The organism is Corynebacterium sp. MSK012 (assembly GCF_030232435.1).
In the GTDB taxonomy this organism is placed as follows: domain Bacteria; phylum Actinomycetota; class Actinomycetes; order Mycobacteriales; family Mycobacteriaceae; genus Corynebacterium; species Corynebacterium jeikeium_D.
In genome coordinates this window covers 60,279-80,456 of the sequence record NZ_JASPJU010000008.1, presented here as the reverse complement: position 1 = coordinate 80,456, position 20,178 = coordinate 60,279, and the positions used below count along the sequence as shown (strand labels likewise).

The window sequence follows — 20,178 nt, the reverse complement described above, 5'->3', positions numbered from 1 at the left end:
CCTCTTTTACCCCTTGATGCCCTTCACACGACGGCCCAGCGCACGAGTAGCTTCGCGCTCCTCCGTGCGGCGCTTGATGTCCTGGCGCTTGTCATAATCCTGCTTACCGCGGGCGAGTGCGAGCTCGACCTTCAAGCGGCCGTCGGTGAAATACAGCTTCAGGGGTACAAGCGTGTTGTTGCCATCGCGGACCTTGCCCCACAGGGTGTCAATCTCCTTGCGGTGCAACAACAGCTTGCGCGAGCGACGCGGTGAGTGATTAGTCCACGAACCGTAGGAGTACTCCGGGATATGCAGCCCGCGGAGCCACACTTCGCCGTCGTCGATGGTCGCGAAGGCGTCATTAAGCGATGCTTTGCCCTCGCGCAGCGCCTTGACCTCAGTGCCCACGAGAACGACACCGCATTCGTAGGTGTCCAGAATGTTGTAGTCATGGCGGGCACGACGATTGGTGGCCACCACCGCGTTGTTGGCGCTGACCTTTTCTTTCTTCGACTTCTTCTTGCCCATAACCTGATTAACTCTAGTCGAAGAAGGTGCACTACAGCTATTCCCTAGCTATTCCCTTAACTTTCCCTTATGCGCCTGCTCGCACCCGACATACATATGCCTCTGGCCTTTTACGTTGTGACGCAACTTACTTTCCCCTAACCTTTTACCAACGTCTAACACAGAGGGATTTATATATATGGGACAGTCAAAAACGTTGGAACCGGACAAAGCGCCACCGAAGCCAAAGGGGTTCCTAGCAACACTGGAACGTATCGGCAACGCACTGCCAAATCCATTTTGGCTATTCGTGATTCTTGCCGGTGTAGTCATCGTTTCTTCGTGGCTCGGTGAGGCTGCGGGTATGCAGGCCAAGGATCCCGCGTCGGGTGACATCATCGAGGTGGAAAGCCTTGCTACCGCAGAGTACCTGCAAAAGATGGTCTCTGAGGCGGTAACGAACTTCACGGACTTCGCACCAGTTGGCCTGATTCTGGTGTGCATGCTCGGTGTCGCAATTGCGGAGTACTCCGGTTACATCGGCTCGGCAATCCGCGCGGCAATTTCCAAGGTGCACTCCCCTGTCCTGCTGACATTCATTGTTGCACTGGCCGGCGTGACTGGTTCAATCGCTTCTGATGCCGTCTACGTGATTCTCATTCCGCTGGGTGCCGCCTCATTCGCCGCAGTTGGTCGTAACCCTATTGTCGGTGCGATGGTCGCCTTTGCCGCCTCGTCGGCCGGGTTCAATTCGTCACTGGTGCTCAACATCACCGATGTGCTGCTGGCAGGTATCTCCACGCATGCAGCGCACTTCGTGGATCCGGAATACGTAGTTTCACCGCTGGCCAACTACTTCTTCACTATGGCCTCGTCGATTGTGCTGGCTCTGATTATTACCGCCGTTACTGAACTGTTTATTACCAAGCACGTGGAGAAGACCGTCCACGACGACCACATTGACCACGATGCCGCGGAATTCACCAAACCGGGCGCTTCGGAGGAAGCTGCCGAGGAAAACGCCAAGAAGGAGGAGCGGAACACCGCATCTAGCAGCTCCAGCAATGGCCGCGACAAGCTAATCCTCAACGATGCCGAACGACGTGGCCTCCGCTACGGCAACATCGCCGCTGTCATCTTCCTGGCGCTTTGGTTCGCTGCCCTGTTCATCCCGGGTTCGCCTCTGCGCGGCGAAGGCGACGGCATCTTGAATTCCGTGCTGCTTACCGACGTCGTGGCGTCCATCGCCCTCTTCTTCGCAGTGGTCGGCATTGCGTACGGCATCGGTGCCAAAACCATCACCTCCTCAGCAGACGTGCCCGCCTTCATGGAACGCGGCCTGGGCACACTGACCACAATGATGGTGCTCTTCTTCGCCGTCTCGCAGTTCACGGCCTACTTCAAGTGGTCCAATATCGGCCAGTGGACCGCTATCAAGGGCTCCGAATTCCTGACCAAGGCGGATCTGCCGCCGCTGTTGCTCTTTGCTGCCTTCGTCCTGATGGTGGCTGTTCTCAACCTGCTGATTACCTCTGGCTCCGCGCAGTGGGCACTGATGGCGCCGGTCGTGGTACCGATGCTGATGTACGTCAACGTCTCCCCAGAGGTCTCCCAGCAGCTATTCCGTATTGGTGACTCCCCGACCAACATCATTACACCGATGTCGCCATACTTTGCGCTGGCGCTGACCTTCCTGCAGAAGTACTACAAGCCGGCGGGTGTCGGCACGCTGATGTCACTGGCCATCCCGTACTCGCTGTGCATGATGGTGGGCTGGTTCCTATTCTTTGTCGTGTGGTACCTCGCGGGCATTCCGCTGGGGCCAGGGGTTCCGGTGCGTTAACTCACAGCCACTAGGAGATTGAGGGATTGGTCGAATTTTTCGCCCAATCCCTCACTTATTTGTGGCACCCGGGCTTAATATTGCGTACGGTCGCCACCACAATGGGCGTCGTAAAGCGAAAACGTACACACATTGAGCACACACTGAGACGCGGATATAACCTATGCCAACAAAGCACCTAAAATTTACGGGATCGACCGGCGAGACTCTGGCTGCATCAATTGATTTGCCGGACGGTCAGCCACGCGCGTGGGCGCTATTTGGTCATTGCTTCACGTGTAATCGGATGGTGCCCGGCGCGTCACGCACCTGTAAGGCGCTGGCGAAGAAGGGCATTGCGGCATTCCGGTTCGACTTCACTGGCCTCGGGCAGTCCACTGGTGATTTCGGTGAGACGACGTTCCAGACCAACATCGATGATCTTAAGGCCGCCTACGAGTTCATGGAGGCAGAATTTGAGGCCCCCGCGCTACTGATTGGGCACTCGCTCGGTGGTGCAGCGGCGCTGAACGCCGGCCACGATATGCCGAAGGTCAAGGCGGTTGCGACAATCGGTGCACCCTTCGATCCGGCACACTCGATTGTGCGCATCGCCGGTGACATTTCGACGGTCGATGAGCACGGCACGCAGGTTCTGCAGATTGAAGGTCGTGGCATTCCCATCTCCCGTGAGTTCTTGGAAGTGTTGGCGGACTACAACCCGGAGGTTTATCTCAGCCAGCTGCGCAAGCCGCTGCTTATTCTGCATTCCCCGACCGACCAGACTGTTGGTATCGATAGCGCCCAGAAGATTTTCCAGGTATCTCGCTATCCAAAATCTCTGATGAGCTTGGATCGCGCGGACCACTTGCTCACTCGCGCTAAGTCCGCCGCGCGCGCTGCTGACCTGATTTATGCGTGGGCGGATAGCTATCTTCCGGAGGCTGAATAACCCTGTTACCATTAGGGGTTATGGACACGACTGAACACTCTGGCCACTCGCACGGCCACGGTCATTCACACGGTCATTCACACGGCCATGACCACGCTCATTTTGACCCCGCGAATACTCCTGCCCGTCGCCTGCTCGTGGCTGCGGGTCTGACTCTTGTCGTATTTCTCGCCGAGCTCATCGGTGGCTTGGTTTCGGGTTCGCTGGCGTTGCTGGCAGATGCCGGCCATATGGTGACGGACTCCGCGGGCCTGCTTATGGCAGTTGCCGGTTTGGCTATCGCCCAGCGCGGTGCGAATCACCGCGCGACGTACGGGTACCGTCGTGTTGAGGTTCTGACTGCTCTTATCAACGGTCTGACAGTTTTCATCATTGCCGCTGTGATTCTCTGGGGCGCAATCCGGCGTTTTGGCTCCCCAGAACAATCGGAAATTCAGACCACGTCGATGCTCATCATCGCGGTCATCGGCCTGCTCACCAATGTTATTGCGGCCTTTCTGCTCGCGGGGGCTGCCAAGGAAAGCGTCAACGTCCGCGGTGCGTATCTGCATGTGCTTGTCGACGCCGCTGGTTCGGTTGCCGTCATTATCTCCGCTATCGCTATCGCATACACCGGCTGGACTGCCATCGACTCTGTGGTCTCCATCGTGATTGCGCTCTTCATCGTCCCCCGAGCCGCCGTTCTGGTGCGCGACTGTCTCCACGTGTTGCTGGAGTACACCCCGAAGGGCGTCGACACTGAGAAAATCACTGCTGACCTGTCCGGCCTAGAGGGAGTGGTCGATGTCCACGATCTCCACGTCTGGTCCCTCAACGGCAGCGACCTGCTGGCATCTGTTCACCTCGTGCGCTGTGACACGCTCCCCAACGGCGACGAGCACGCATTGCTCGACCGTGCGCAGGCACTGCTTCACGACGTCCACGGGATTGAACACGCCACGGTGCAAATTGAAAGAACCGGGCACGCTGACCACGAGTACCCGGCTCATACCTAAAATGTTCGGCTAGTAGCTGAAGTAAGATGCTAGCCCTCGAGCTGCTCCCCTAGCTCCAGCCACTCCATCTCCAGCTCTGCCTTCTGCTCAACCACCTCCGCAGCACGGCGATCGAGGTCCGCCAGCTTTTGTGTGTCCAAGTTGGCTACATCAGCACTCGCTTCCGCCATCTGCGCATGCAGTTCACTTTCTTGCTGGCTGAGCTTCGCCATCTTCCGCTCCAGAGCACTCATCTTCTTCTGGACAGCATGAGCTTCCGCAGCCGAGAGCTTCGAGGTATCCTCCTCTGAAGCTGCGCCACGGGTCTGCGGACTACCGGCATTTGCTTGAGAGGCACCACCACTAGCGGCCGAGTCAGCCAGCTGTGCGCGACGCTGGAGGTACTGACTAATCCCGCCTGGCAAGTTCGTCAGCTCGCCATCGCCGAAGAGGGCCCAGGTCGAGTCGGCAATACGCTCAATCAGGTAGCGGTCGTGCGAGATGACCACCAACGTGCCCGGCCAATTGTCCAGCAGATCTTCCAATTCCTGCAGCGTGTCAATATCCAGGTCATTCGTCGGCTCGTCGAGCAGCAGGAAGTTCGGCTCACTCATCAACACGCGTGTGAGTTGCAAGCGACGGCGCTCACCGCCGGAGAGGTCTGCGATTGGGGTGCGCTGCCGCTTCGGGGAAAAACCCAGTCGCTCCGCCAGTTGCGAGGCGCTAATCTGCTTCTTGCCCAGGTCAATGTAGGTCGCCACGTCCTCCACAGCGTCGAGCACACGCATATCCAGCGGCAGATCATCGAGCTCCTGTCGCAGCCAACCCAGGCGCACCGTCTTGCCCTCAATCCGCTTGCCATCGCTTAAGGGGTAGTCTCCCGCCAATGCGCGCAACAAAGTCGTCTTACCCGAGCCGTTGACACCGACCAGGCCAATGCGCTCGCCGGGGGCCAGACGCCACGTGACGTCGTTAAGCAATTCCCTACCATCGGGCGTTTCCAGGGACGCATGCTCTAGCTCTACGACCACCTTGCCCTGTCGACGCTGCGAAAACGCCATCAACTCCACGGAATCACGCGGCGCCGGGACATCGGCGATGAGAGCCTCAGCTGCTTCGATGCGGTAGCGAGGCTTCGAGGTGCGGGCCGGCGCACCCCGGCGCAACCACGCGAGTTCCTTACGCGCAAGGTTCTGGCGACGCTGCTCGGCGGCATCGGCTTGGCGCGCACGCTCGGCACGCGCGAACGTCCAGTCGTTGTAACCGCCATCGTAAAAATCGACGGTACCATCGTGGACTTCCCACGTCTTCGTGGCAACGGTATCCAGGAACCAACGATCGTGCGTGACGACGACCAGGGCTGCCCGGCGCGAAAGGACATGATCGGCCAACCACTGCACACCCTCAATATCGAGGTGGTTCGTTGGCTCATCGAGAATGAGCAGATCCAGATCTCGGACCAGTGCGGCCGCCAGGTTAACGCGACGGCGCTCACCACCGGAGAGATTGGCGACCTTGGTATCCATACCGAGGTCATTGATACCGATGCCATCGAGGACCTCGCGGATGGAAGCGTTACCCGCCCACTCGTGTTCAGCGAGTCCCAGCGGTGCAATGACGCACTCAAACACGGTGGAATTCGGGTCGAGCTCGGCGCCCTGGGTGACATGAGCCATGGCCATGTCGTTGGCTCGCGAGATACGTCCGGAGTCCGCCGGCTCCACGCCTGCCAGAATCTTCAGCAGTGTGGACTTGCCGCCACCGTTCAAACCGACAACGCCGATGCGGTCGCCCTCTTGAACACCGAGGCTGACGCCGTCGAGCAGAGTCTTGAGCCCGAAGGACTTAGAAATATTCTCGCAATTAATCAGATTCGCCATGATGAGTATTTATTGTGCCCCATTCGACGTTGCCAAGCACACGCCGGACATACCAGGCCACCGGCAGCTCCTCGAACTGCTCTCGGGTTACCCATTTAAATTCCGGATGCTCGCCGCTGAGCTGGACATTCTGCGTGTCGTCGGCCTCGCGTACTAGAAAGGTCACCGTGTGGAAGCGGAAATTCTCCCCGCCCAAGTCCGGATTGGAATAATGGGCAAATTCGCTGACCTCCGCTGCGCGCAAGCCGGCCTCTTCACGCAGTTCGCGCACAGCGGCCTCCACGGGCTCCTCCCCCGCGTCTAGCTTGCCACCGGGCAAATCCCACTGGCCCCCGAGGAAGCCCTCGTATTCACGCAGCAGAAGCAGCAAGCGGTCACCGCGGAAAACTATGCAGTTGCACACCCAGCCGTCGTCGTCAGGCCAGAACTTAGTCCAAGCCAGGCTGCGCGGTTCGCGCCGGCCGATCTCGGCCCTACTGGGGGTGTCATCACGGTGCATGGGGAAAGATTGCCTGTCCTTTATTAAAAGCGCTGGTCTCGTGAGACCTCAGCGAGGCGAACGAAATCGGCAATTTCGAGCTTCTCTCCTCGCTGCTTGGGGTCAATCCCCGCTGCCATAAGCGCTTCTTCGGCTGCGGCACCAGATCCGTAAATCCCCGATAGGGCCGCACGGAGGGTCTTGCGGCGTTGCGCAAAAGCAGCGTCGATAAGCGGGAAAAGGCGCGCGCGGAATTGCGGCGAAATCTCCCACGGAGCCTCGGGGGCATCGGCGGCATTGGAGTTCTCAGGAGCGTCGGAGCGGGCGTAGCAGTCAATGCGCACAAGCCCGGAATCAACCTTCGGGACCGGCCAAAAGACGTGCGGACCAATGGCACCGGCGCGACGCACTGTGCCGTAGTAGGCGGCCTTGACGCTGGGGACGCCGTAGATCTTGGAGCCCGGCTGAGCCGCCAGCCGGTCAGCGACCTCGGACTGCACCATCACGAGCACACGGCGGATGGTGGGGAGCTCGGCAAGCATGTGCAGCAGCACCGGTACCGAAACGTTGTATGGCAGATTGGCCACCAGCGCATCTGGGGCGGTCTGAAAGTCCTCGCGGCTGACCTTCAGCGCATCTTTCTCAATGAGCTCTAGCGCGCAGCCCTCAGCGCGCTCAGTGACTGTCTGGGGCAGACGCGCCGCCAGCCGCGAATCGATTTCAACAGCCGCCGCGCGGCCGCAGTGTTCGAGCAGCCCGAGGGTCAGCGAGCCCAAGCCGGGGCCAACCTCAACAGGGTAGGAATCCTCCGGCAAGTCCGCCGCAGCGACAATTCGACGCACGGTGTTGGCGTCGTGGACGAAGTTCTGCCCCAATTTCTTCGTCGGGACAATATCCAACTGCGCCGCCAAGTCGCGTACTTCGACCGGCCCCAAGAAAGAAACTTCTGCTTTAGTCACAGTTAGATACTACGGGGTCAACACAAAAAATAGGCTTAGCTCGTTATGGCTAGACGGAACTAGCTTTAACGAAGCCCCATGGAAGCGGTACAAGCGGGCCATGCGCCCCAACCCTGACCAGCCTGGACACGCTCAGCGACAGCAATCTGCTGCTCGCGGGAAGCCTGCGATGCACGCGGTGCATACTCAGTACCGCCGTAAGCTGCCCAAGTGGAATCGGTGAACTGCAGACCACCGGAGAAACCGTTACCGGTATCGATAGCCCAGTCGCCGCCGGACTCACACTGAGCCAGCTGATCCCACACGCCGTAGCCGGCAGCCGGAGCTGCAATGCGGGACTTAGTGCCCTGGCGAATAGTGGAGATACCCGGAGCCTTTAGCTCCTTTTCTTCCAGGACCTCGCGTCCGAGCTCTTCACCATCGCGAGAGGTGACCTTGACCTGACGCTCTACCTGGCCCGGTTCACCTTCCTGCTCAACGATGCGCTCATCTTCGAACATCGAATCATCTTCAATGATGTTCTCGTGAGCTGGAATCTCCTCAGTCTCGGTGATGGTCTTATCAATCAGACGAGACAGAGCGATGCGCATCCCCTCGGTGACCGGAGCATCCAGACCCGGCTCGACGGTGTCATCTTCACGCAGTTCAATGCCACGCTGAGCCAGCACATCTCCGACGGTCATAGCCGGGACGGTCAGGTCGATGTCCTTGGCATCGTCGTGAAGCACAATATTCTTGGCACGAACGACGTCGAGTTCGACTCCCTTAGCGGAAATCTCGCCCTTTTCGACCTCGACCTTGTCCTTATCGGAGATGAGCCCCTGCTTCTTCAGACCTTCAATCAGCTCATCGGTAGTGATGGCATTGGTCTTGTGCTCCTGCGGCTTGCCATCGACAATCATCGTGACTGGCTTGGCAGAGCGGTAGACCAGCTTGCCGCCGTCCGTGAGATCGCCCTGACGCTGAACCAGGTCGCCACCGGTGGTTTCGACACCAGCCTTCTGCAGAATGGCCTTGTCATCCTTGGACCAGGTTGCGATTTGCTCAACCTTACCGTCGATTTCGACGGTGATGGTGTCATAGTTGGATGCTGCGACAGTACCACCCAGAGCAACAGCAGCGACCAGACCGCCTGCGGCAATCTTGGACGAAGTGGAGACTCCGTCATTAGCACGATTGAGATGACGCTTCTTCGCAGCACTCACGGGGTTCGTCACAGCCTTTCGGAGGATGGGGCAGCTAGCAAATGAAAGAAATACAGTTTGTAACAGTACGGTAAAGATTCAGTGTTGTCTAAAATATATCGATAAAAGTGACGGGAAATACAACAAACCGCCCCGGCTGCATTTCCACAGCTCAGGGGCGGCAATACGCCAGCACGTGCTTAAATGCCGTACACCCGACGTGCATTATCCGTCAAAATCTGTGCCATCTCCTCCGCCCCGATTTCTCGGGCTGCGGCCATCGCACGCGCCTGATGACCGATAAAAGTGGACTCGTTGCGCGCACCTCGGAAAGGCTCCGCGGTCATGTACGGGGCATCGGTTTCCACCAGCAGCTGCTCCGCCGGCGCCTCAGCCACAGCCTGCCGCAGGTAATCATTGCGTTTGAAGGTCACGTTGCCGGTAAAACTCAGCAGGTAACCGCGTGCAATGGCTTCGCGGGCAACCTCGATGGGCGAAGAGAAACAGTGCAAAATGACCGTATTGTCGTAGCCGTCCAACGCCGCCATCAGGTCTTCATCGGCGTCGCGGTTATGAATCATCAACGGCTTGCCGACGGTTGCTGCGAGCTCCATATGCCACTGCAACGCAGCCAGCTGTTCGCTCTTCGACGCGCAGCCGTCGAGGGAATCCAGCCAGTACCAATCCAATCCCGTCTCCCCCACGGCCACAACCCTGGGGTCGGCAGCCATTTCGGTTAAGCGGGCCTTGGCGTCGTCGTCAAGCTCGTGCGCGCGCGTCGGATGGATGGCGGCGGCGGCCCAGACGTTGGGGTGCGCGTGCGCAGCGGCAAAGGCCAGTTCGGTTTCCGGCATGCCATCGCCGACCGTGCAGACTCCGACGACGCCCGCTGCGGCGGCCCGGTCCATGAGCGCCGCAATCTCTTCCGGAGTTTGCGCCCCACAGGACGCGAGATGCGTGTGGGCGTCAAACAGCGGAGTGAGATACTCCGCGGGTTCTGCAATCTTGCGTTTGCGCTTTCCCATACCTCTACTGAGCCCCTACTTCACCTGTGCCCACTCGGGGCCGTGCTCAGCCAACTCAGAGTCGAGCTTGGTGAAAATCGGCTTCGGCTTGGCAAGCTGCGTACCCGGCTCAATGTCGAAGCGACGCCAGGCGGCCTTCTGATTGACGTAGTCACCGGTGATGATTGGGTAGCTCCTACCCTCTGCCGGCAGGTCAGCGCCGACCGGTTCGACCGGCATGTCGTCCTGGACTTCCTGGACTTCTGGCATTGCGGCCCAGATCCCCTCGCCGCCCAGGGTCTCGAAGACCTTCTGCGAGCTTTCCGGCAGGTACGGGGTCAGCAGCACATTGGCGTCGCTGACTACCTGCAGTGCTGTCCACAGCACGGTGGCGAGACGCTCGCGCTGGGACTCGTCCTTCGCCAGCTTCCACGGCTCCTGCGCAGCAATGTAGGCGTTGGCCTCTCCGACCAAGTGCATGGCGGCGGTGATACCGGCGCGGAAGCGGGACAGCGCAAGCGCGTCGCCGACCTCGGCGAAGGAACGCTCAGCCAGGTCGAGCAGTTCACGGTCAGCGTCAGTGAGTTCGCCCGGAGTTGGCACCTCACCGAAGTTCTTGAAAGCCATGGACACGGTGCGGTTGACCAGGTTGCCCCAGGAGTTGGCCAGCTCGTTATTCACGCGGCGGACGAACTCATCCCAGGTGAAGTCGGTGTCCTGGTTCTCCGGGCCTGCCATCGCGATGAAGTAGCGCAGCGGATCCGGACCAAACTCCGCCAGGAAGTCCTTCACATAGATGACAACGCCCTTGGAAGAGGAGAACTTCGAGCCCGACATGGTCAGGTACTCCGAGGAGACGACCTCCGTCGGCAGGTTCAACTCACCGAGCTCCCCGACCTCGCCCCCGCGGGAGCCCTCGCCACGGTAGCCCAGCAGCTCAGCCGGCCAAATCTGGGAGTGGAAGGTGATGTTGTCCTTGCCCATGAAATAGTAGGACAGCGCCTCCGGGTCATTCCACCACTTGCGCCACGCTTCCGGGTCACCAATGCGCCAGGCCCACTCGATGGAAGCGGATAGGTAACCGACGACGGCGTCGAACCAAACGTAGAGTTTCTTCGTCCCGTTTTCCGACCAGCCCTCCAGCGGAATCGGCACACCCCAGTCAATATCACGGCTCATTGCACGCGGACGGATGTCCTTCAGGATGTTCAGGGAGAACTTCAGCACGTTCGGGCGCCAGTCCTTGCGCTCCTGCAGCCACTCGGTCAAGGCCTCTGCCAGAGCCGGCAGGTCTAGCAGGAAGTGCTCAGTTTCAACGAACTTCGGGGTCTCGCCGTTGATTTTCGACACCGGATCAATCAGATCGGCCGGGTCAAGCTGGTTACCGCAGTTGTCGCACTGGTCGCCGCGGGCACCGGAAGCGCCACAAATTGGGCAGGTACCTTCGATGTAACGGTCCGGCAGGGTGCGACCGGTCGACGGGGAAATCGCACCCATCGTGGTCTGCTTGACCATATAGCCGTTTTCGTAGAGCCCACGGAAGAGCTCCTGGACAACGGCGTAGTGGTTGCGCGTGGTTGTGCGCGTAAACAGGTCGTAGGAAAGCCCCAGACCCGCGAGGTCCTGCACAATCTGGCGGTTGTAACGGTCGGCCAATTCCTGGACAGAAACGCCTTCCTTCTCCGCCTGCACAAGCAGTGGCGTGCCATGCTCATCAGTACCGGAGACCATCAGCACGTCATTGCCAATCATTCGCTGGTAGCGAGCGAAAACGTCCGAGGGGACACCGAAACCTGCAACATGGCCGATATGTCGCGGACCGTTAGCGTACGGCCACGCAACTGCTGTGAAAATGCGAGACATATCTAACAGGGTAATAGATGACCTACCATCACGATGAACTGTGCCCTCATGAAGTCTTCCAAGAACTGTCCCCTAGCGTCATCGCGCGCTCGCGCAGTCACTACGCTTATGTCCTATGTCCACTCGGTCCACCTCCTCCGACTCGGCCGCTGACTTCACTTCGCGCGCGACCACTGCGCTAGCTCGTCTTATCGCCGCCGGTCATCGCCCCGCCGCACTCGTCGGCTCCTGGTTCGGTTATCGCGCGGTTCTCGCCGCTAACGTCGAGCTCACCGCCTGCGATTCGACAGCGCTTTTCACCAGCCCCGACCCCAATGCGTGGCTATTTGGGTTCCGCCCCTACTCCGGCACCAGCGCGCATGGGATCGCTGCCTGCGTCGCATTGCTTGCCGACGACGGCACGTGGCATTTCGACGGCCCCGGCACCGGTGACCCCTCAAATCCGGATTTCCAAGCCCTTCAGGAGACCATCAAATACTCGCACGAAAACACGCGTGACGACGCGCTCCCCGCGGCCACACCACTGGAGTGGGATCAGGGCGACCGAGAACGCCACCAGCTTGCAGTGGAGAACTGTAAGGAAGCAATTGCCGCGGGCGAGGTGTACCAAACCTGCATCTCTACACGCTTTCACGCGGAGCTGAATGCGGGATCGGGCACGAACGTCGATGTGGACAATGCTGCACTAGCCCACGCCGGCGCGTGGTTTTCCTCCCGCGTGGCGCGGTATCAGCCGGCTCGAGCGGCATTCTTGCCCGGCAACCTCGATGCTGGAATTCCAATTCTGGCCTCGCTGAGTCCTGAGGAGTTCCTCATCCGCGCTGGCACAAGCGTGACTGAAACTCCTATCAAAGGCACGATTCCCGCTGACCGGCCCCCGCATGAGCTGTTGCGCAGCGATAAGGATGTCGCCGAGAACATCATGATTGTCGACCTGGTGCGCCACGACCTCGGCCAGGTGGCCAAAACTGGCACTGTGAAGGTCACGGATCTGCTCAGTGTGCGTCCGGCACCGGGCGTGTGGCACCTGTTTTCCACAGTTTCCGCGGAACTTCCCGATCAGCTCAGCCACGCTGAGCTGATCGATGCCTGCTTCCCACCGGCCTCAGTCACCGGTACACCGAAGCTGCGAGCAATTGAGCTTCTGCGCGAGTGGGAACCCGAGCCCCGTGGCGCTCACTGTGGCGCGATTGGTGCGGCCCACGGGGATGCACTTGAGCTCAATGTCGCCATTCGTACCGCTGAGTATGCAAAAGACCCGAACTCGGGGAGAGTTCGGGTCGAAGCTGGCATCGGCGGTGGCATCACCATCGGGTCTACGCCCGAGGGCGAATGGGCCGAGATTGAGGCCAAGGCCGCACCGCTGCTGTTGGAAAGCTAGTTGCGCAATTTACGAGCACGGCGGCGTTCGCGCTGTTCGGCCGCTTCCGCCAAGCGGCGCTCGCGAGCCATGCGCAGGGCAAACTGACGCTGTTCCTTGTCATCGAGGTACATCGGATCGTCGGAAAGCCCCTTAACCAGCGCCACCATCAGCGCCAAGATAACAATGACGAACGGGCTTGCCGCCAAAATGGTGATGTTCTGCAGGTTGGACAGGGCATCGCTGCCGCCGGTGACCAATAGGACAATCGCAATCAGAGCGGTGAAAATACCCCACATAGCAGTGACCGTGCGCGATGCTGTGAGTCGACCGAACTGGCTCATGGTGCCCATCACCGTGGAGGCGGAGTCCGCCGAGGTAATGAAGAAGGTAGCCAGCAGAACCATTGCGATGACGGAAGTAATCGCGCCACCCGGCAGGGATTCCAGCAGGTTGAACAGCTGGCTCTCAGCCGAGCCGTCGCCATAGATGGAAGCACCCTGCTGCTCACGAGTAATGGCGGTGCCGCCAAAGATGGAGAACCATACGGCAGAGACAATCGACGGAACTGCGACGACGGTGAAGACGAACTCACGGATAGTACGGCCGCGAGAAATGCGCGCGATGAACATACCGACAAACGGCGACCAGGAGATCCACCAGGCCCAGTAGAAGATTGTCCACGACGAGAGCCATTCGCCGGCGGTACCGTCAGCGGAAGCGCTGGAGCGGGCGGCCATCTCAAAGAAGGAATTCAGGTAGCTACCAATAGAAGTCGGAATCAGGTTCAGAATCACCACGGTAGGGCCGAGGACCAACACCAGCAGAGCCAGCAGGCCAGCGGCAACCATGTTGAAGTTCGAAATGTACTGAATGCCCTTGCCCACACCCGACAGCGCAGAAGCCAAAAAGGCACAACCCAGAATGAGGATAAGACCAATCCACAAACTTGTGCCCTTGATGGCAGTGAAACCGTTGATCTCCAAACCAGCGGAAATCTGCAGCACACCAACACCGAGAGAGGCTGCCGTACCGAAGACGGTGGCAAAAATCGCAAGTGCGTCGATAAGCTTGCCCAACCATCCCTCAGCGCGACGTGCACCGATAAGCGGGATGAACGCCGCGGAAATCAGCTGCTTACGACCAAGACGGTAGGTCGAGTAAGCAATGGCAAGGCCGACGATGGCGTAGAGCGACCACGGGTGCAGAGTCCAGTGGAACATCGTCGATGCCATGGCGGTACCGACTTCCTTTGGCTGGTGACCCGGCACACCTTCGCGGTAGAAGGTCAGTGGCTCAGCAACGCCGTAGAACATCAGACCGATGCCCATACCGGCGGCGAACATCATGGCAATCCAGCTAGGTGTGGAAAACTCTGGTTTCTCGGCGTCCTTGCCCAGGCGGATGTGACCGAACTTGGAAATCGCGATGGACACAATAAAGAAGACAAAGACGGTACTAGCCAAGATAAACAGCCAGCCGGTGTTCTCCACGACCCAGTTCAGAGAACTAGATGCAAACGTGGAGAAACTGTCCGGCCACACCAGTCCCCAGACGATAATTGCCAGAATTGCGGCAATGGCGGGGACGGTAACCCCGAGGTTCACGGGAGCGTGAGAATCGTCGGCCCTGACTTCGCCAACGACCGACTCCCCTACTTCTTGTTGTATTTCATGTTCTGGTGGATTCGTCATTCCTCCACCATGTCCACCATTGACCTGGGATTTCAACTTAGAATGCGGGTTTTCTCAGGTTTTCTTCATTTTTTCCCAGCTTGCAAAAACTGCCAATAATGGCGTTTACCCTGTTCACTGTCGTGCGCTGGGCATTTCCTGGCACAAAGTAACAATCGCCTAACGATTTTCCTCGCGAGCAGCCAAAACCGCCTGATAGAGATCACGGTGCTTTGTCATTCCAGCCTCCGCCGCAGCCTGCTTCGCGGCATCCTTCAACCGCATGCCATCAGCCACGAGCTCCTCCACGCGGTCAACTAGGTCCTCCGTGGATACCTCCGTCGCCTGCTGCCCCGCGCCCTCAATCACCACCGTAATTTCTCCGCGGACACCTTCTTCCGCCCACGCAGCCAGTTCTCCCAGCGTCGCGCGGCGAGTCTCTTCAAAGCGCTTGGTCAACTCACGGCTTACCGACGCGCGCCGCTCCTCACCTAAAATCTCCGCGGCATCCGCCAACGTGGCAGCCAATCGATGCGGCGACTCAAAGAAACAACAGGCTCGCTTCTCTGTCTTCAGTGATTCCAACCAGGCCCGGCGCGCCCCCTGTTTACGAGGTGCAAAGCCATCGAAGCAGAAGTGGCCGACACCCAAGCCGCTGAGAGCCAATGCGGTAGTCACCGCGCTCGGTCCCGGTACGCAGGACACCGGCACACCCGCGTCGTGAGCAGCCGCCACCACAGCCAGGCCGGGGTCTGACACCACCGGCATCCCCGCATCGGTCACCACAATGACTTTCTGTCCCGCCTTCGCCGCCTGAATCAGCGACTCAGTGCGGCTCTCTTCGTTGTGATCGAAGTTCGAAACAAACTTCCCCTTGGGGGAAATGCCCAGCGCTGTGGCTAGGTTGCGCGCCCGCCTGGTGTCTTCCGCGGCGATGATATCGGCGTCGATAAGCGCACCGCGCAAGCGGTCGGAGGCATCGGCTATATTGCCCAGCGGCGTTGCCACCAGAGTGATGCCGGGAGCCAGCGTCGTAGCCTCACTGAGGGGCTCGTTCTCGTGCGGTTGGAAGTTCGATGCCGAATGCGTCATGATTCCATAGCTTAAACTGACATTCGTGACCGATGCCGCTTTAACCCCACCACCGGAAACCGAGCGCCGCGCGAAAAAACGTTTCCTGCGCCCGATTCCCCCGGTTCCCCCGCTGCCGCCACTGCGGCGGTGGGACAAATGGGATACCGCCACTTTTGTGGTTCTCGGAATCGTCGCAGCGCTAACGCGTTTCATCGGGCTTGCTGCCAAGACCGACAATGGCACCCCGCTCTTCGACGAAAAGCACTATGTGCCACAGGCCTGGCAGATTCTGGAGTCCACGCGCGACCCCATCTCATCTGGCATTGAGGACAATCCCGGCTACGGTCTGATTGTGCATCCGCCAGTGGCCAAGCAGGTCATCGCCTTGGGCGAGTGGATTTTCGGTTATTCACCAATGGGCTGGCGGTCTATGTCGGCGGTGTGTGGCACGCTGGTCATCCTGCTGCTCATGGACATCGTCCGACGTATCTCTCGCGGCTCGCGGTTGGCAGTGGGTATTGCTGGTCTCTACGCGCTTGCCGACGGAGTGCTGTTTGTCTCCTCTCGGGTCGGCATGCTGGATATGATTCAGACCTTTTTCATCATCGCGGCCGCGTGGGCACTTCTCATTGACCAGGCCGATGCCCGCAAGCGCCTGGAATCCGCCACGGAACTCGGTAGTTTCGGCCCCTATCTCAGCTATCGCTGGTGGCGACTGCTCGCCGGCATCATGCTGGGGCTTGCCACCGGGGTGAAGTGGTCCGGTCTGTACTACATGGCCGCATTCGGCCTGTGGTCCGTTTTCACGGATTTGGTGTCACGCAAGAATGCCGGTGCGGACAAGCCCGTGCTCGGCGCACTCGCCCGCGATACCGCCCCGGCGTTGCGTGATCTGGTGGTGGTTCCGCTGGGCGTTTACTTCTTAAGTTGGCGTTCTTGGTTCGCCGAAGAAACGTCGGTCTATCGCCATGTCTCGCCCGAAGACCGCGATACGGGACTCCCCGGCACCGGCTGGCTTCCCGAGGCCGTGCAGAACTACCTGCACTACCAGAACAGCGTGCTGAAGTTCCACGCCGAGCTGACCACCTCTAATGGCCACAAACACCCTTGGGAGTCCAAGCCCTGGGAGTGGCTGGTCAGCTGGCGGCCAATGCTCTACTACTCCACCGAAACCACCTGCAGTGGCGGCCAAGAGTGCAAGGGCTGGATGATGCTCTTTGGCACCCCGCCCATCTGGTGGTTGCTGGTCCCCGTGGTCCTGTGGGCCACATGGCGCTGGCTCGGCCGCCGCGACGGCCGCTACGCGCTGCCAGTCATCGGTTTCCTCGCCTCGTGGCTGCCGTGGGTCATCGGCTACGACCGTCAGATGTACTTCTTCTACGCCACCGCGCTGATTCCATTCGTACTCATCGCCTTTGCTCTGCTTGCCGACGATCTCTCACACTGGCGGCCCCGCGATAAGCCGGTGGGGTTGGTAATCGTTGGCACGCACGCCGCACTAGTGGTGGCCGCGTTTGTGTTCTGGCTGCCGATTTTGACCGGCTACCCGCTGCCTCTCAACCACTTTGAATGGCGGTTCTGGTTGCCGTCTTGGAGCTAGTCCCGCTGTGGTGGCACGCCTGTGACCGGCAACCCCGAGGCGGCCCGCCATGCCTGTGCGATTGCCGTCGGCGTATAGCCACCCAGCCACACAACGGCCAGCGTCAAAGCGGAGACAAACATCAAGGCCAGACCAGCGATCTCTGATGCTCCCTGGGCACCGATGAGAATGTCACGAATACCAAAACCGATGCTGAACGTGGCGACGGCACCGTAGACCGGCGCCATGCCCATGGCAGCGCGTGGCCGCCAAGCAGCCCAGAACAATCCCACTGCCAATGCAAGCCGAATTGCCGCGAGTTGGATGGCAAGGCGTGCTCCGAGCTCCATTGGGTCAACGGTGGCAGTGGAACCGTCGATAGGCGCTCCCGTGCTTGTTGCGATTCCTGCACCGTCCTGCGGCTGCGCCGAGGAAAGTCCGAGCGTCATCATGCCGGAGGCGTCGACCAGTGTCGCAATCCCCCAGACCGCCCAGCAAAGGCCCAGCGCAATGAGCACCCCGCGGGCGGTGCCGGCCATGAGCAGCCATGCGCGCTCACGCCGCCGGCGCTCCGGTTCGATGGAGACCAAAATGCGCTCCGAGAGATCATCCGTGGAAATCTCCGGCATACCATCGGCAGGCCCAACCGTAAGGGCGCGGTTCAGCCGCACCGCTCGCTCGTACCAAGCTCGGCACTCCTCGCAGGCCCCAAGATGGGCATCGATGACTTCATCGGCAATGCTTGCCTGCTCGCCATCGAGGCGAGCTGACAATGCTGCGCGAATTTCCTCGCACTCCACGGGGAATCTCCTCCGCTTTTAACTCTTAAGGGGGTTGTACCTAATGAGGTCTTACCTGATGAATTGCCTGTCCAAACTGAAACGGCCGGCTCCGAAAACGAAAATCATCACCAGACCACCGATGAGTGACATCACGAGCTCCGCACCGTTGTCGCGGATAAACAGGCCATTGCCCAGGTGCATCGACCACCAGGCACCAATCATCTCAATGATGAAGACCATCGCCACCGTCGGTGCCAAGAGTCCCAGAATCAGCAACGCGCCTCCGACCAGTTCGACTAGAGCGACAACCCAGACCGTCAAGTGCGCCTGCGGGATATTCGCGGCGACAAAGTAACCGGTCGTCTTGTCGATACCGGTGATAAAAATCTTGTCCCAGCCATGGCAGATGAAGATAATTCCGAGTATTAGGCGGAGAATCACGAGCGCGATATCGCGCATTACCGGTCGATCCATGAGGGACATGCTACCCGACGGCACGGTCAAAGCACGGTAGCACTGCGGCTGCGAGAGGCCAGCGACTTTAACATGCAAAAAGGCTTCTCCCAACCCCTCGGGAGAAGCCTTCCGCCAAACACACCCGGTGTGTCATGTCTTAGGTAGTGACATCGTAACAGGCCGAGTTTCTAACAAAAAATCGCGCTGACGTGCTCAGACAACTTTAAGGTTGTTCTACGGCTCAGTTCACAGGACTAGCTCACACGAGCCTGTGGCATTTCGTCATAATCGTCGTCATCAAAGCGGTGGTCAGTGTAGGCCAGATCTGCGAAATCCGGGTCCTCATCATCAAGCTCGACCACTACCGCGCCCGGACGGCGCAGTCGCTGTGGAATTCCCAGCTCATCATCCTCGCGGTTACGCACGCCGAGGCGGGCCATCTTCATCCGGCGAATTCGGCGAGCTCGCAGTTCCTGCTCTGCACGCACGGTGCGGCGCAGGTTGACCAGATACAGGGTCATCAAGCCGACACCGACCAGTGGAATCCACCAGGTCCAACCACCGGCGAAAGCAGCGATGATGACCGTGACCGCGATGAACGCTGCCAGCCCAGCAACCGAACGGCGGCGGCGGGCAAAGCGAGTCTCAGCGTACTGGGCATCCGAAATCGGATCGAACCCACCACGACCACGGCGCTTCTCAGCGAACGCGTAATCATCTTCGGTCAAGGTGTCATCGACAGCGACTGCGTCATCGTTGGACTCGACACTGTGGTCGCTGTCGTCCTCGCCGGTCTCGTCGGGTTCCGCCTGCTCGTCTACGGTGTCTGCTGCCTCTTCAGTCTCAGAGAGCGCCTCAGCGTCCGCGTGCTCAGCGTCAGCCGCGGCACCGGAATCAGCGTCAGATTCAACGGCATCTTCGAACATCAAGTCATCGGCGTCGACAAACTGACGGCGAACGTCAACGCTCACATCGGAAGAGGACTCATCTGCACGAACCACGTCACCTTCGGCGGAGGCAACGGCGGAGTCAGATTCAGCATCCTCGTCATTAACGACAGCCTGCAGCGACTGGTCTGCAGACTCATCATCGGACACGTCCATGTCAGAGCGGTCAGAAGACTCAGCAGTGGCTTCCTCGGTAGCGGAATCATCCGCCTGCGGGGTCTCCTCCTCTGCATCTGCCGCTTCCAGCTCGTAGACGATATCGCCGTCAACGACGGCCGGGTCGGCCGCCTCGTCCACGGTGTCGTCGATAAGCACGTCGCTGACATCGAAGTCATCGTCGACCTGCGCGTCAACGGTTTCGAGAGAATCGTCGACTTCTTCGGCTACGCGCACGTCCGACTCCTTAAAAGACGGACGGCGGCGCGTCGTGGCCAACTCCTCGCCACCACGATGCAGCACGCGGGTCTTACCTAGCGCATCGGAAGTACGACGAATCGGCTTGCGCGTATTGACCACCAGCGGGGCCAGCACAAACAGCCACAGTACAACGATGAGTATCAGCAACAGTGAAGTTGACATATTTTGTGTCTCCTTGCGATTTCGCCCGGGGTTTCGCCGTCTCTCCCCGGCCCAAATACGCCACCCACATGCCCTTCCACAGAGGCATTTGCGAAGGCAGTCAGCGTATCTAGAGCGAATTCG

The 20,178-nt window shown here is 59.6% G+C and carries 17 protein-coding genes; 5 read left to right on the top strand and 12 right to left on the bottom strand.

Annotated elements, in window-relative coordinates; translation table 11 throughout:
• Positions 1-6: 6 nt before the first annotated feature.
• Positions 7-510: an SsrA-binding protein SmpB gene (smpB, locus tag QP977_RS06825; protein WP_038626299.1), complete on the bottom strand. Its 504-nt coding sequence runs from the start codon at positions 508-510 to the stop codon at positions 7-9.
• Positions 511-688: 178 nt separating this feature from the next.
• On the opposite strand from smpB, the gene QP977_RS06820 reads away from it, so the two are divergent.
• From QP977_RS06820 to QP977_RS06810, 3 genes are all read left to right on the top strand, one after another.
• Positions 689-2,332 carry an AbgT family transporter gene (locus QP977_RS06820; RefSeq protein ID WP_083295722.1) on the top strand — a complete coding sequence of 548 codons (1,644 nt, stop codon included), beginning with the start codon at positions 689-691 and terminating at the stop codon, positions 2,330-2,332.
• A 163-nt stretch (positions 2,333-2,495) separates the two neighbouring features.
• Positions 2,496-3,263 carry an alpha/beta hydrolase family protein gene (locus QP977_RS06815; RefSeq protein WP_049193066.1) on the top strand — a complete coding sequence of 256 codons (768 nt, stop codon included), beginning with the start codon at positions 2,496-2,498 and terminating at the stop codon, positions 3,261-3,263.
• A 20-nt stretch (positions 3,264-3,283) separates the two neighbouring features.
• Positions 3,284-4,258, top strand: coding sequence for a cation diffusion facilitator family transporter (locus QP977_RS06810; RefSeq protein WP_070652977.1), 975 nt, complete (start codon positions 3,284-3,286; stop codon positions 4,256-4,258).
• 29 nt (positions 4,259-4,287) lie between these two features.
• Here the strand turns inward: QP977_RS06810 and QP977_RS06805 are convergent, their stop codons facing one another.
• The 6 genes from QP977_RS06805 to metG form a co-directional block, all read right to left on the bottom strand.
• On the bottom strand, positions 4,288-6,117 hold the full coding sequence (locus QP977_RS06805) for an ABC-F family ATP-binding cassette domain-containing protein (protein ID WP_049171263.1): 1,830 nt from the start codon (positions 6,115-6,117) through the stop codon (positions 4,288-4,290).
• A complete protein-coding gene (locus QP977_RS06800) occupies positions 6,101-6,616 on the bottom strand; it encodes an NUDIX hydrolase (RefSeq protein WP_070429942.1) in 516 nt (171 codons plus the stop codon). Before QP977_RS06800 ends, QP977_RS06805 begins: the two co-directional genes overlap by 17 nt.
• Positions 6,617-6,639: 23 nt before the next feature.
• Positions 6,640-7,554 (bottom strand): 16S rRNA (adenine(1518)-N(6)/adenine(1519)-N(6))-dimethyltransferase RsmA, encoded by a 915-nt coding sequence (rsmA, locus tag QP977_RS06795; protein WP_049193062.1) that lies wholly within the window; start codon positions 7,552-7,554, stop codon positions 6,640-6,642.
• Between the two features lie 65 nt (positions 7,555-7,619).
• Positions 7,620-8,759, bottom strand: a complete 1,140-nt coding sequence (locus QP977_RS06790; protein ID WP_049193061.1) for a resuscitation-promoting factor — start codon at positions 8,757-8,759, stop codon at positions 7,620-7,622.
• Positions 8,760-8,938: 179 nt separating this feature from the next.
• Positions 8,939-9,763 carry a TatD family hydrolase gene (locus QP977_RS06785; RefSeq protein WP_049171274.1) on the bottom strand — a complete coding sequence of 275 codons (825 nt, stop codon included), beginning with the start codon at positions 9,761-9,763 and terminating at the stop codon, positions 8,939-8,941.
• A gap of 15 nt (positions 9,764-9,778) precedes the next feature.
• Positions 9,779-11,605 (bottom strand): methionine--tRNA ligase, encoded by a 1,827-nt coding sequence (metG, locus tag QP977_RS06780; protein ID WP_070601717.1) that lies wholly within the window; start codon positions 11,603-11,605, stop codon positions 9,779-9,781.
• 115 nt (positions 11,606-11,720) lie between these two features.
• Between metG and QP977_RS06775 the strand changes: the two genes are divergently transcribed.
• Positions 11,721-12,986: an aminodeoxychorismate synthase component I gene (locus QP977_RS06775; RefSeq protein WP_016423257.1), complete on the top strand. Its 1,266-nt coding sequence runs from the start codon at positions 11,721-11,723 to the stop codon at positions 12,984-12,986.
• Here the strand turns inward: QP977_RS06775 and QP977_RS06770 are convergent.
• Both QP977_RS06770 and rsmI read right to left on the bottom strand, forming a co-directional pair.
• Positions 12,983-14,659, bottom strand: coding sequence for a BCCT family transporter (locus tag QP977_RS06770; protein WP_016423258.1), 1,677 nt, complete (start codon positions 14,657-14,659; stop codon positions 12,983-12,985). The genes QP977_RS06775 and QP977_RS06770 overlap by 4 nt on opposite strands.
• A 159-nt stretch (positions 14,660-14,818) precedes the next feature.
• Positions 14,819-15,730 carry a 16S rRNA (cytidine(1402)-2'-O)-methyltransferase gene (gene rsmI / locus QP977_RS06765; RefSeq protein ID WP_016423259.1) on the bottom strand — a complete coding sequence of 304 codons (912 nt, stop codon included), beginning with the start codon at positions 15,728-15,730 and terminating at the stop codon, positions 14,819-14,821.
• A gap of 85 nt (positions 15,731-15,815) precedes the next feature.
• Between rsmI and QP977_RS06760 the strand changes: the two genes are divergently transcribed.
• A complete protein-coding gene (locus QP977_RS06760; protein ID WP_370551033.1) occupies positions 15,816-17,312 on the top strand; it encodes a dolichyl-phosphate-mannose--protein mannosyltransferase in 1,497 nt (498 codons plus the stop codon).
• On the opposite strand, the gene QP977_RS06755 is transcribed toward QP977_RS06760, so the two are convergent.
• From QP977_RS06755 to sepX, 3 genes are all read right to left on the bottom strand, one after another.
• Positions 17,309-18,091: a zf-HC2 domain-containing protein gene (locus tag QP977_RS06755; protein ID WP_049189705.1), complete on the bottom strand. Its 783-nt coding sequence runs from the start codon at positions 18,089-18,091 to the stop codon at positions 17,309-17,311. The genes QP977_RS06760 and QP977_RS06755 overlap by 4 nt on opposite strands.
• A 51-nt stretch (positions 18,092-18,142) precedes the next feature.
• Positions 18,143-18,547, bottom strand: coding sequence for a DoxX family protein (locus QP977_RS06750; protein WP_038629133.1), 405 nt, complete (start codon positions 18,545-18,547; stop codon positions 18,143-18,145).
• A 236-nt stretch (positions 18,548-18,783) separates the two neighbouring features.
• Positions 18,784-20,055, bottom strand: coding sequence for a divisome protein SepX/GlpR (sepX, locus tag QP977_RS06745; RefSeq protein WP_070652975.1), 1,272 nt, complete (start codon positions 20,053-20,055; stop codon positions 18,784-18,786).
• Positions 20,056-20,178: the final 123 nt, after the last annotated feature.